The sequence below is a fragment of the Streptomyces sp. NPDC058964 genome, assembly GCF_042741275.1.
GTDB lineage: Bacteria > Actinomycetota > Actinomycetes > Streptomycetales > Streptomycetaceae > Streptomyces.
Genome location: NZ_JBHYKH010000287.1, coordinates 1 through 11,419, shown reverse-complemented (window position 1 = coordinate 11,419; position 11,419 = coordinate 1). Strand labels below are relative to the sequence as shown.

Below are 11,419 nucleotides of genomic sequence, written 5' to 3'. Positions count from 1 at the left end.
GGGGGGGGGGGGGCGGGGGGGGGGGGGGGGGGGGTCGGGGGGTGGGTTGATCAAAGAACGCGGTCTCTCGCGCCGCGACTCTACAGCTGTAGAGGATGCCTGAACCGAACCGAGAGGTGCTCCATGCCGAAACGTCACGCGGTGGTGGTCGGGGCCGGAATAGGCGGCCTCGCGGCCGCCATCGCGCTGCACCGCCGCGGCTGGCAGGTCACCGTATGCGAACGCGCCCCGGAACCCCCCGCCACAGGCGCGGGCATCGGCCTTGCCCCCAATGCCCTGCGCGCACTCGACGCCATCGGCGTCGACGCCGCTCACGCCGCCGGCAGCGCCGTACCCGCAACGATGGGCGTGCGCCGCCCCGACGGCCGGTGGCTCACCCGGGCCGACACGGCGGACATGGCGGCCCGCTACGGCATGCCACCGATCGCTGTTCCGCGCCCGGCCCTCACCGCCGCCTTGGCCGCCGCCCTGCCACCCGAGACCCTCCGCTACGGCACCGCCGTGACCGGTGTCGACGACGCGGCGGGCCGCCCGATCGTTCGTACGGCAGCCGGCCCGGACCTTCCCGCCGATCTGGTCGTCGCCGCCGACGGCATCCACAGCCCGCTGCGCCGCGCGTACTTCCCCTCCCACCCAGGCCTGCATTACATCGGCGAGACCGCCTGGCGGACGATCGTGGAGGCCCCGGACCTCCGGATACCGGCCATGAGCGAGACCTGGGGACGCGGCGAGCGGTTCGGCGTGACACCGCTCTCCGACGGCCGGTTCTACCTCTACGCCACCGCAGTCGTTCCAGCCGGCCGCGGGTCGGCCGACCACCGTGCCGAACTCCGCCGTCGCTTCGGCTCGTGGCACAACCCGATCCCGGCTCTGCTGGACCGGGTGGGCCGCCTCGCCCCCGCCGACGTCCTGCGCAACGACCTCTACGATCTGGCCGCCCCGCTCCCACGCCTGCACCACGGCCGGATCGTCTGGCTCGGCGACGCCGCCCACGCCATGGCTCCCAACCTCGGCCAGGGTGGCTGCCAGGCCATCGAGGACGCGGTGGTCCTCGCCCACCTGCTGCCCGCCGGAGACACCGGTGACGGCTCGGACTCCCTCCCGGCCGCCCTCGCCGCGTACACGGTCGCCCGCCGTGACCGCACCGACGCCGTGCGCGTCCGCGCCCGCCGCGTCGGCCGCCTGGGCGCCCTCCGCAACCCCCTCGCGGTGGCGATCCGCGACGCCGTGGTCCGCGCCACCCCCACCCGCTTCGCCCTGCGCGGCATGGACGACCTCTTCAACGGCTTCCGCCTTCCCGGGTAGCCAAGCTCCGCCTCGCGCACGGCACCGTGCTTGTCGGTGTGACCGAAGCGGTCGGCCTCACTCGGCCGTGTTCGTGTCGAGGACGGCGCTGTCGCTCGGGTGCTGTCATTCCGCGACGAGATCGGCCCACCGGGTGATCCCGCCGGAGTGGATGCGTATACCGTGTTTCGTCGCCAGCGCGTGGACGACCTCCGTGCCCCGACCGTGCTCGTCCGGGTCGGTCCCCAGGGGCCAGTGCCCCGCCGCGGGCCCGGGCCCCGCGTCGGTGACCGCGATGCGCAGGGTGTACCGGCCGCCGCGACGACGCCAGGACAGCCGCAGTTCCGCCGGGGGCAGAGCGTGGACGATGGAGTTGGTCAGCAGCTCCGACACCACGAGCAGGGCGTCGTCGACGATCTCCGGAGACACGTTCCAGGCGGCGAGGATCGCCCGCACCCGCCGTCGCATGACCGATACGGCCACGGCGACGGGCGGCAGCGGACCGATGCGTTCGACTGCTTGCTTCGGCCTTGTGTCGAGCTGTGCCGCCATCTGCTCTCCTCCGGCTCGGCGCTCGCGGCTGTTCCCCGGCCTCGAGCGCGCCTCGCATGCACGTTAGGAAGTCGAGGGCCGCGGGTCAACGAACACCGGTCGGCATTGCCGAACAGGGTCTTTGACCTGCTCAAAGCCGGTGACCTGTTCGTAAGGCGGTCAGCTCTCGGCGGTATTAGGCTCGTTTCATGGCCGGCCCAGTCCAGTCGATCGAACGTGCGGCGGCGATCCTGCGGCTGCTTGCCGGTGGGCCCCGTCGGCTCGGACTCGGCGAGGTGGCGGCTGCGCTCGGTCTGGCCAAGGGCACCGCCCACGGCATCCTCCGCACGCTCCAGCACGTCGATTTCGTGGAGCAGGACGCGGCGACGGGCAAGTACCAGCTCGGTGCCGCCCTGCTGCATCTCGGGACCAGTTACCTCGACGTCAACGAGCTGCGGTCGCGCTCCATCAACTGGGCCGACGCCCTGGCCGCCCGCAGCGGGGAGGCCGTACGGCTGGGCACCCCGCTGGAGGGGAGGGTCCTGATCGTCCACCACGTGTTCCGGCCGGACGATTCGCTGCAGACCCTCGACGTGGGGGCGCTGCTGCCGCTGCACGCCTCCTCGCTGGGCAAGGTGCTGCTGGCCTTCGGGACCGCGCCGCTCGAGTCGGTGCTGGAGTTCGGGCTGGAGACGTACACCCGGCACACCCTGGTCTCCCCGGAGGATCTCAACCGGGCCCTCGCCGAGGTCCGGGAGTTGGGATGGGCCGCCGAGGTTCAGGAGATGAGCATGGGTGAGGCAGGCATCGCCTCACCCATCCGTGGGCACGGCGGTCTCGTGGTGGGCGCCATCGGGCTGTCCGGTCCGGTCGAGAGGATCTGTGACGGCCAGGGCCGCCCCCTGCCGAACCTGATCACGCTGCTTCGGGAGGCCGCGAGAGCGATCTCGAGGGACCTGGGCGCAGCTCGCTGGTGATGCCACCGCCGCGTCGACACATCGGACATCGGAAGGCAGACCCGATCATGGTTGAACGGTATGTGATGTCCATCGATCAGGGCACCACTTCCACCCGATGCATCCTGTTCGACCAGCAGGGCCGGCTGGTGTCGGTCGCTCAGCGGGAGCACGAGCAGCATTTCCCCAAGCCCGGATGGGTGGAGCACGACGCCGTCGAGATCTGGCGCAATCTGCAGCGCATCGTGCCCGACGCCCTGTCCGAGGCCGGTGCGGGCGCGCGGGACATCGCCGCCATCGGTATCGCCAACCAGCGAGAGACGACGGTGCTCTGGGACCGGCGCACGGGTGTCCCGCTGGGCAGGGCGATCGTCTGGCAGGACACCCGTACCGCATCGCTCGTCGACGAGCTCAGAGAACGCCCCGGCGACGAGTTCTTTCTCGAACGTTGCGGCCTGCCTCCCTCGACCTACTTCTCCGCGCTGCGGATCCGCTGGCTGTTCGACCACGTCAGCGGCCTGCAAGAGCGTGCCCAGGGCGGTGACGTGCTCTTCGGCACGATGGAGAGCTGGCTGATCTGGAACCTCACCGGGGGTGCGGACGGCGGCCTGCACATCACCGACCCCACCAATGCCAGCCGCACCATGCTCATGAACATCCGCACGCTGACCTGGGACGAGGAGCTTCTGGCGTTCTTCGGGGTGCCCCGTCCGATGCTTCCCGAGATCCGGTCTTCCGCCGAGAGCTACGGTGATGCCGGCGCGCTGCTCCCGGGCGTCCGGATCACGGCGGCCCTCGGCGACCAGCAGGCCGCCCTGTTCGGTCAGACCTGCTTCTCCCCCGGGGAGGCCAAGTGCACGTACGGAACGGGCAGCTTCCTCCTGCTGAACACCGGTACCGATGTCGTACGTTCCCGCAACGGCCTTCTCACGACCGTGGCCTACAAGATCGGGGACAAGGCTCCGGTCTACGCCCTGGAGGGCTCGATAGCCGTCACCGGCTCACTCGTCCAGTGGTTCCGTGACCGTCTGGGGCTGATCAGCAGCGCGCCGGAGATCGAGACCCTCGCGCGGAGCGTCGAGGACAACGGCGGCTGCTACATCGTGCCTGCGTTCTCGGGTCTGTTCGCGCCGCATTGGCGCAGCGACGCGCGTGGTGTCATCGTCGGCCTCACCTCGTACATCACCAAGGGACACCTGGCGCGGGCCGTGCTGGAGGCCACCGGCTGGCAGACCCGCGAGGTGGTCGACGCCATGAATGCCGACTTCTCGGTCCCCCTGAAACAGCTCAAGGTGGACGGCGGGATGACGGCGGACAACCTGCTCATGCAGTTCGTCGCCGATGTGCTCGACGTGCCCGTGGTACGGCCCATGGTCGCCGAGACGGTCTCCCTCGGCGCCGCCTATGCCGCCGGGCTGGCCGCCGGCTACTGGTCGGACCTCGAGGTCCTGCGCCGCCACTGGCACCGCGCCGCCCAGTGGCTGCCGGACATGGACCCCGAGCGGCGGGAGGCGGAGTACACGGACTGGAAGCGGGCCGTCGAGCGCTCGCTGGGGTGGATCAGACCGCCGCAGTCGCAGTGACCCCGGCCGTCGGGCGGCCACGACACGCCGGTCCGCCGTACCGGCGCACCGGCGTCCCGGTCAGCGCTTGGTGTAGATGAAGCCGACCCTGTCGAGCTCGTCACCCGACCGTCCGTGGAACCCGGCGATCTGCCAACCCGACGGAGCCGCACGGGTCACGCAGTCCGAGGTGGTCGTACCGCCCGCGAGGGTGTGACCCAGGTTGGTGGTGAATCTGGCGTAGAAGATCCGGGTGTGGTCGTCCTTGACGCCCTCGCACAGGTAGGCGGTCGTCAGATACTCGCCGCTGCCCAGCGTCAGCGAGGAGGCCGTGCCGCCGGTTCCGCCGTGGGTGAGCGAGGTGCCGTTGCTCAGGGTGATGCCGACCTGGTCGACCCGGGAGCCGGAGCGCAGTGAGACGGTGGTGGCGCGGGCGCCGGCCGGGACCTTCTCGATGTCCTGGTAGTAGTCGCCGTGCGGGCCGCCGAACTGGTCGCTCAGCCGGAAGTCCGGGTTCTGCGACCACGAGAAGCCGACGGTGACCGGGTCGTGGTCGGAGAGCATGCGCCCGTCGGAGGTCAGGAACTCGCCGTGTTCGTTGTCGTACGAAGTGGCGTTCAGGGTGACCGGTTCGCTGCCGCGGTACAGGACCTTGTCCACGACCTCGCAGGAGCTGGGCACGGTGGCACCCGTCTGGTCGCAGACCAGCGCGTCGCTGCCCTTGGCGGGCGGTGTGCCGCCGCGGATCAGCTGCACCCAGGCGTCGGTGAGCCCGTTGGCCGCCGCGAATTCGGCGATGGTGTCTCCGGTGCGTGTGTAGCGGGTGTTGGTGTCGCCCATGACCACGACCGCGTTGCCCGCCGAGTGCGACTGGATGAACGAGGTCAGCTGGTTGAGATTGTCCGCGCGTGAGGCGAGGTCGCCGTCGTTCGTGCCCGCGTTGGTGTGCAGGTTGTAGAAGTCGATGTAGACCCCCTCGGCCAGCCGCTCACGCATGAAGGTGAAGCCCTTCGGCGTGAGGCAGTCGCCGGAGTCGATCTGGCAGGAGTCCCACCGCACGCGCTCGAAGTCGCCGCCGTCCCAGGCGTAGCCGGAGACGGTGTTGAGCCCGCTGCCGATGCCCGCGCCGCCGCTGGTCGCGGTGCGGTAGGGGTGGGTGTCCGTGGAGTAGAGGTACGCGTGGTAGTTGAAGTCCTCCTGGACGTTGACGATGTCGTACGGCGCGATGCGCCGGCCGATCTCCGTCGTGCTGGTGTCGCGCGGTGTCGACGCGCTGGACAGCGCTTCCGGAAGGCCGGCGACGTTGTACGTGAGCACGCTGAACGTGCCCGAGCCGGCGGCGGCGGCCGGGGTGGCCGCCGACGTGAGCCCGCCGAGGGTGGCGACCGCGGCCGCCAGACAGGCGACGAGTCTGCGCATGGGGGTGTCTCCTACGGGAGGGGAGGCCTGGTTGAGATGTGAACATGTCAAACCTAGCGGAAAACGCTTTCTGCGTACCCCTGTGTGCCCGGCCGATCGAGGAACTCCATATGACCGAGAGTGCATCAACTCCCTTTGTGGAAAGGTGGCTTCACGCCGTCACAGCCCCGGCTTCGGGTGCCGGCTCTTCGGGAGGGCCGTCCGCCCCACAGTCGCCGCCAGTTTGCGCAGCCGTCTCCACTCCAGGGGCGGTTTGATCTCGGGTACACCCGGCCTGTCACGGGGGACCCGCACACGCAGGGCGCGAGGCCGGATGCGGCAGCGGACGGGCGCGGGCAGTATCAGAGCCTCGCCGTCCACGCCCACCTCCACCTCGTCCCGGTCGCACTCGACGACGACCTCCCGGGCGCTCACCGCGGTGAGCCCCTCGGCGTACCGTCCCAGCAGCAGTTCGGCGGCCTGGGCGGCGCCCTCCACCTTGACGCCCAGCACCCCGAGCACGCCCAGGTCCAGCCGCTCCCGGCGGCCCAGGCCGGCGAAGTCGTCGGTACGGTAGGGGTTGTTGCTGACCAGCAATGCCTGGGGCATGTCGATGACGATGTCCGGGCCGCCCGTACCCGCGACCCGCGCGGTGAGCACCGGCCCGCGCTCGTGGGTGAGCAGCTCGGGCAGCAGATCCAGGGTCGTGCGAACCTTGTCGTCCCGGTACTCGGGGCTCTGCACGACCGCGGCGTACGCCCCGAACGACGCGTTGTTCACGAAGGGATGGTCGTCGGCGAAGCCGAGGTCGACCCGGAGCTCGACACCGTCGCTGAGCGCGTCCAGGCACGTCGACGGGTCCTCGCGGTCGAGCCCGAGGTCCATGGCGAAGTGATTGCGGGTCCCGGCGGACACCACCAGGAACGGTACGTCGTGCTCCGCGGCGACGGCCGCGACCAGCGCCTGCGTCCCGTCCCCGCCGGCGACCCCGAGCAGGTCGGCGCCTTCGTCGAGCGCGGCACGCGCGAGTGCGGCGACGTCTTCGGGCCCGTCCGACCGGCTGGTGTCGAGCAGGTGCACACGGGCTCCGAGCCGTTCCGCCTTCTCCTTCAGTCCGAACCGCTCGACCTTCCCGCCCCCGGACCGCGGGTTCATGATGAGGAACGGCCGGGCGGGCGGGGGCGTTTCGTACTCCACGACCTGTACGGCGTGCGACCGCGTCCCGCTGAGTGCGACCTTTCCCGTCCATACGGCCAGCGCCCACAGCGCCAGCAGCAGGAAGGGCAGCCACAGCAGCTGCGCGACGGCGAAGAGCGCGATCGAGGCGGCGGGCGCGGCGACCGCGAGTGTGCCCGCGGCGAACCTGAGCCATCCGCGCCGGGTGAGCGTCCACCACAGTGCCGCCATCATCACGATGATCGAGAGGGCGCCGACGATCACGAGTACCGGCCCGCCCGACTCCACGGTCACGATCGGTGCGATCACGGCCAGTCCCGCCGACGTCAACGACGCCCGCGCGGCCCACCGTTGCCGCGCGTGCGCCCGCTCGTCCAGCCCCGAGCCCGTACTCGGGCTCCCGTCAGGGCCCGCGTCCATGTCCAAGCCCCGCTCCGCCCTTCCGGCCCCGAACCGACCCGACAACGATCAAGCACGTAACAGGAGCATGTTAGGGCGGGCCGAGCCGTGCGCGGGGCCAGTGCCGCAGGTGACCGCTCATGTGGCAGGGCGCGACTGGGCACGCTCGCTCAGCCCGGCTGCCCGGGCGTCGGCCTCGCGGCGCGGGAAGCAGCAGGCATCCGGTCGCGCGTCGGTGTCGCACGTTCGTGTCGAACACGTCCCACGTGCCTGCCGGGTGGTCCGGCCGTGCGGGGCCGGGACCACCCGGGCGGTACCCCGTTCTGAAGCACGAAGCCCCGGTTGTCGGGGTGCCACCAGCCCGGCTTCGCGGCCTGCGGATCCGTCTGTCAGCAGCAGCCGGGGAACCAGCCGGAGGGCGGGCGCCCGCGGATGGGCAGGCCGACAGCGTCCCGACGTGTGTTCGAGAGTGCTCACACGGCAAGGGCCGGTCTGCGAGCATGGGCACGACCGAATGACCGACGAGCCGTGTGACGGGGGCCGTGCGTGGAGATTCGAGCTGTCGTCCGGCGAGGTGTGCGCATCGGTGCGCTGATCGGGGTCTGGCCCGCGGGGATCCTCGGCTGCGGCTTCCTCGTCGGTGCCTTCGTCTTTCTGACCGGGGGCCGGTGGGGGACCGGACGGGCCCTGCTCGGCGTGGGTGTCGTCGCCGCACTCGTCAGCATGGCCGCAGGCCTGGTGCTGGGTGCCGCCACCGCGTTCGTGCTGGCCGTCGCGCCCCGCCGGCTGATCACGCGGCCCTGGCCGAGGGGACTGCTCGCGGCGCTCACCGCGGGTGTCCCGCTCGCCCGGCTGTCCCAGGAGTGTCTGATCGGGGACGGCCGCTCCCTCGCGAGCTACCCCCCTTCGATTCACGTCATCTCATGGGCCGTACCTCTGGTCGTCGCGCTGGTGATGGCCGCGCACAGCGGTGAGATCGCCGGGGGCGGGGCCGTCCCGGGTGATCCGCGGGGTTCGGGCTGACGACGAACGAGCAGCCGTGTCCCCGGCCCGGTGCAGGTAGTCGAACTCGTTCATCACGGCGGCGATCCGTTCCCGGAACTCCGCCGCCCACTTGTCGGACCCGGCCGGCGGAGATGGTGCGGGCGGTGCGTCCGTGGAACTTCTCCCCGATGCGCTGGTGCTCTCGGGGCGGCCGACGGCCCCGGCAAGTTCGCCGACCGGCGCGGCCCGTTCGAGGAGTAGATCAAGAAGCACACCGCGGAGCGGGTCGGTAATGGCGCTCATGGCCGGGGAACCGGCTCCTGATCGAACGACACTCGAACATACTGACCTCATGGATCGATCGCGGGATCGACTCGTAGCGGGAGACAGAGATGACCGACATTGTGCTGTTCCACCACGCGCTCGGCGTCACGCCGGGGGTGACCGCCTTCGCCGACGAGCTGCGCCGGGCCGGGCACACCGTGCACACGCCCGATCTCTTCGACGGGCATACGTTCGACACGCTGGAAAAGGGCATGGGGTACGTCCAGCAGACCGGCTTCGGTGAGGTGATCGAGCGTGGCGTCCGGGCGGTCGACGACCTGCCCGCCGACGTCGTCTACGCGGGCTTCTCGGTGGGGGTGCTCCCGGCCCAGAAGCTGGCGCAGACCCGGTCCGGCGCGCGGGGGGCGCTGCTGTACTACGCCTGCGTTCCCGTCGCCGAGTTCGGTCCGAACTGGCCGGACGGGGTACCCGTCCAGGTGCACGGCATGGACGCCGACCCGTTCTTCGCCGGTGAGGGGGACCTGGACGCGGCGCGTGCCCTGGTCGCCTCGACCGGGCGGGCGGAACTGTTCCTCTACCCGGGCGACCAGCACTACTTCGCCGACAGCACGCTCCCGTCGTACGACGCGGCCGCGGCCGCGTCGCTGGTCGTACGCACACTGGCCGTTGTGCGGGCGGTGGACCGGGTCAAAAACTGACGGACACTGCTGACATGTTGGTCTCCCGCCACTGGGAGACCAACATGACCGAACGCGAGCTCACGACGCGGACGCGGGGCCGTTTGTACCGCGGTGGAGCACTTCACCGGGCGCGTACGAGCGGCGTGGACTCCGAGGCCGAAGGGCCGAAGCGAGGTCTCCGGCCCTGGAGCTCTGGCTCCGTCCCGTCAGTCGGCGAGCCAGTTGCCGTGGAAGCCGAACGGGACCCTGGCCGGCAGGTGGACGGTGGCCACGGGGTCGGCCTGGAGGTTGTCGGCGTCGAGAACGACCAGGTCGCTGCGGTCGGTGGTGGCGTCGTGGACGTAGGTGAGGAGCCAGCCGGGGCCGCCGGGCGTGTCGTCGGCGGGCGCGAAGGCGGCCTCGCCGGGGGTGCGATGGGGACCGAAGTCGTGCGCGGTAGCGGCCCCTGAGCCGAGGTCGTAGCGCACGAGCGAGTTCTCGCAGGTCATGTGCCCATGTGTGGAGACGAGTCCGGTCTGCCGGTCGTCCACCCGGGGGAACTCGCCGGGCCGGTCGTCGCGTTGTTCCTCGCGGACCGTGCCCGTCGCCGGGTCGATGGTCCAGGTCCACAGGAGGGCGTCCACGGGCGGGGTGATCCCCTGGTCGGTGCGCCGCCAGATCTCCGCGTAGCGCATGACGTGGACGACGATGGTGCCGTCCGGCGCGTCGTAGGCGTTGAGCGTGTGGAAGACGTAGCAGGGGTCGATGTCGAACCAGCGCACGGCGCCGTGCGGGTCGTCACGGCGCAGCACGCCCAGCCGGGCACCGTACTCGTCGTCCCAGCAGTAGGGCATGGTCCGGCCGGCCATGGCGAGTTCGAGGTCGAAGACGACCGGCAGATCCATGAAGACGATGTGCTCGGCGGTCAGGGCGAAGTCGTGCAGCATGGTCGCCCCGGGTACCTCGACGGTCCTGCTGAGTACCAACTCGCCGGAGGCGTCCGCCCGGTGGTAGGTGAGGTGGTCGGGCTCCAGGATCCCGTAGCCGAAGAAGTGCAGTTCTCCCGTGGTGGGGCAGGCCTTGGGGTGGGCGGTCATGGCGGTGTGCAGCCTGCCGCCGAAGTCGTAGGGGCCCTTCGTGCCCAGGTCGCAGGTGAGCTCGTAGGGGAGCGCCGTCTCGACCAGGGCGAAGGTGCGGCCGGCGTGCCGGACGACGTGGGTGTTGGCCGGGCCGGCCGTGAGGTCGCGCTGTCCCCGGTCGTCGTACATCCGTGCCCCGTCGTCGAGGCTGGTGGTGCGGACCCAGCGGTTGCGGTACGAGACCGCGCGTCCGCCTTCGAGCCGTAAGCCGTGGATCATCCCGTCGCCGAAGAACCAGTGTCCGGAGGCCGCGTCGGCCGGGTTGGGGCCGTTGCGCAGGTACCAGCCGGTCAGCGCGGGCGGGATCGTGCCGGTCACCGGCAGGTCGTGGGCGGTGAGTTCCTCGGCGACCGGGGCGTAGTTGCCGGAAAGGTGACGCGGGGTCATCGGGCCGCCTGCCCGGCCTTGGCCTGGACGTAGGCGACGTAGCGGACGGTGAAGACCATCGGGACGACGAAGCCGGCGACCTGGACGAGTGTCGCGGTGGTGGAGTGGGCATCTCCCGCGTGTGCCACCAGGGCGAGGACTACCGCGGTCAGGGCGAAGGCCGCGGTCCAAACGGCGGTGATGATGACGTTGGTGCGGATGAACGGCTTGAGGTTCCACACCTCGCGCGGGGTGGTGCGCCTGGCGATGCCCAGCGTGAACGGCCTGCCGATGGCCAGTGACACGCCGGCGATCACCGCGAGAGTGCCCGAGGAGAGGGCCGCGGAGTAGTCGTGCACACCCGAGTGGGGATCTGCGAACGCGATGACCGTCAGCGCGGCGAAGAAGACGGCCGAGCCCACTTCGATGATCAGCGCGTCGAATCCGGTGTCGGCCCGTACCTGCTGGGCGATGAGTGCCACGGCGACGACGAGTGCGGCCAGCGCTGCCCACTGCCAGTTTCCCGAGGGGAGTACGGCGAAGACGATCCACGGCAGGAACGTACGCAGGTAGGACATGATCTCTCCGTTTCGGATCTCTCTCCTGACATGTCAAAAGTAGAAGGTCCACTAGCGACATGTCAATACTGGAATGTATAGTGGGGGCATGAGCCTCAGACA

The 11,419-nt window shown here is 70.6% G+C and carries 10 protein-coding genes; 5 read left to right on the top strand and 5 right to left on the bottom strand.

All coding sequences use genetic code 11. The features are described from left to right. Nucleotides 1-123 precede the first annotated feature (123 nt). Nucleotides 124-1,305 (top strand): FAD-dependent oxidoreductase, encoded by a 1,182-nt coding sequence (locus ACFW2E_RS29235; protein ID WP_384470067.1) that lies wholly within the window; start codon nucleotides 124-126, stop codon nucleotides 1,303-1,305. Nucleotides 1,306-1,410: 105 nt separating this feature from the next. On the opposite strand, the gene ACFW2E_RS29230 is transcribed toward ACFW2E_RS29235, so the two are convergent. Further along, nucleotides 1,411-1,836: an ATP-binding protein gene (locus ACFW2E_RS29230; RefSeq protein ID WP_384470066.1), complete on the bottom strand. Its 426-nt coding sequence runs from the start codon at nucleotides 1,834-1,836 to the stop codon at nucleotides 1,411-1,413. A gap of 188 nt (nucleotides 1,837-2,024) precedes the next feature. Here ACFW2E_RS29230 and ACFW2E_RS29225 point away from each other — a divergent pair, with 188 nt between their 5' ends. Together ACFW2E_RS29225 and glpK are read left to right on the top strand one after the other, a co-directional pair. Beyond that, the gene (locus ACFW2E_RS29225) at nucleotides 2,025-2,792 is read left to right on the top strand and encodes an IclR family transcriptional regulator (RefSeq protein WP_384470065.1); all 768 of its coding nucleotides are present in this window, start codon (nucleotides 2,025-2,027) and stop codon (nucleotides 2,790-2,792) included. A gap of 47 nt (nucleotides 2,793-2,839) precedes the next feature. After that, nucleotides 2,840-4,354 carry a glycerol kinase GlpK gene (glpK, locus tag ACFW2E_RS29220; protein WP_384470064.1) on the top strand — a complete coding sequence of 505 codons (1,515 nt, stop codon included), beginning with the start codon at nucleotides 2,840-2,842 and terminating at the stop codon, nucleotides 4,352-4,354. 60 nt (nucleotides 4,355-4,414) lie between these two features. Here the strand turns inward: glpK and ACFW2E_RS29215 are convergent, their stop codons facing one another. Continuing rightward, nucleotides 4,415-5,752, bottom strand: a complete 1,338-nt coding sequence (locus ACFW2E_RS29215) for a jacalin-like lectin (protein WP_384470063.1) — start codon at nucleotides 5,750-5,752, stop codon at nucleotides 4,415-4,417. Between the two features lie 159 nt (nucleotides 5,753-5,911). Beyond that, entirely contained in the window at nucleotides 5,912-7,327 is a 1,416-nt protein-coding gene (locus ACFW2E_RS29210; RefSeq protein ID WP_384470062.1) for a diacylglycerol/lipid kinase family protein, read from the bottom strand. A 525-nt stretch (nucleotides 7,328-7,852) separates the two neighbouring features. Between ACFW2E_RS29210 and ACFW2E_RS29205 the strand changes: the two genes are divergently transcribed. Next, on the top strand, nucleotides 7,853-8,329 hold the full coding sequence (locus ACFW2E_RS29205) for a hypothetical protein (RefSeq protein ID WP_384470061.1): 477 nt from the start codon (nucleotides 7,853-7,855) through the stop codon (nucleotides 8,327-8,329). A 353-nt stretch (nucleotides 8,330-8,682) separates the two neighbouring features. Beyond that, complete coding sequence (locus ACFW2E_RS29200; protein WP_384470060.1) at nucleotides 8,683-9,273, top strand: dienelactone hydrolase family protein; 591 nt, start codon at nucleotides 8,683-8,685, stop codon at nucleotides 9,271-9,273. Between the two features lie 188 nt (nucleotides 9,274-9,461). On the opposite strand, the gene ACFW2E_RS29195 is transcribed toward ACFW2E_RS29200, so the two are convergent. Continuing rightward, entirely contained in the window at nucleotides 9,462-10,760 is a 1,299-nt protein-coding gene (locus ACFW2E_RS29195) for a carotenoid oxygenase family protein (protein ID WP_384470059.1), read from the bottom strand. Next, a complete protein-coding gene (locus tag ACFW2E_RS29190; protein WP_384470058.1) occupies nucleotides 10,757-11,317 on the bottom strand; it encodes a hypothetical protein in 561 nt (186 codons plus the stop codon). The genes ACFW2E_RS29195 and ACFW2E_RS29190 overlap by 4 nt, the downstream gene beginning before the upstream one ends. Nucleotides 11,318-11,419 lie beyond the last annotated feature (102 nt).

What these genes read in the sequence shown, in the direction of transcription:
- ACFW2E_RS29235 (WP_384470067.1), top strand. Translation starts at nt 124, where the DNA reads ATGCCGAAACGTCACGCGGTGGTGGTCGGGGCCGGAATAGGCGGCCTC.
- ACFW2E_RS29230 (WP_384470066.1), bottom strand. Translation starts at nt 1,836, where the DNA reads ATGGCGGCACAGCTCGACACAAGGCCGAAGCAAGCAGTCGAACGCATC.
- ACFW2E_RS29225 (WP_384470065.1), top strand. Translation starts at nt 2,025, where the DNA reads ATGGCCGGCCCAGTCCAGTCGATCGAACGTGCGGCGGCGATCCTGCGG.
- glpK (WP_384470064.1), top strand. Translation starts at nt 2,840, where the DNA reads ATGGTTGAACGGTATGTGATGTCCATCGATCAGGGCACCACTTCCACC.
- ACFW2E_RS29215 (WP_384470063.1), bottom strand. Translation starts at nt 5,752, where the DNA reads ATGCGCAGACTCGTCGCCTGTCTGGCGGCCGCGGTCGCCACCCTCGGC.
- ACFW2E_RS29210 (WP_384470062.1), bottom strand. Translation starts at nt 7,327, where the DNA reads ATGGACGCGGGCCCTGACGGGAGCCCGAGTACGGGCTCGGGGCTGGAC.
- ACFW2E_RS29200 (WP_384470060.1), top strand. Translation starts at nt 8,683, where the DNA reads ATGACCGACATTGTGCTGTTCCACCACGCGCTCGGCGTCACGCCGGGG.
- ACFW2E_RS29195 (WP_384470059.1), bottom strand. Translation starts at nt 10,760, where the DNA reads ATGACCCCGCGTCACCTTTCCGGCAACTACGCCCCGGTCGCCGAGGAA.
- ACFW2E_RS29190 (WP_384470058.1), bottom strand. Translation starts at nt 11,317, where the DNA reads ATGTCCTACCTGCGTACGTTCCTGCCGTGGATCGTCTTCGCCGTACTC.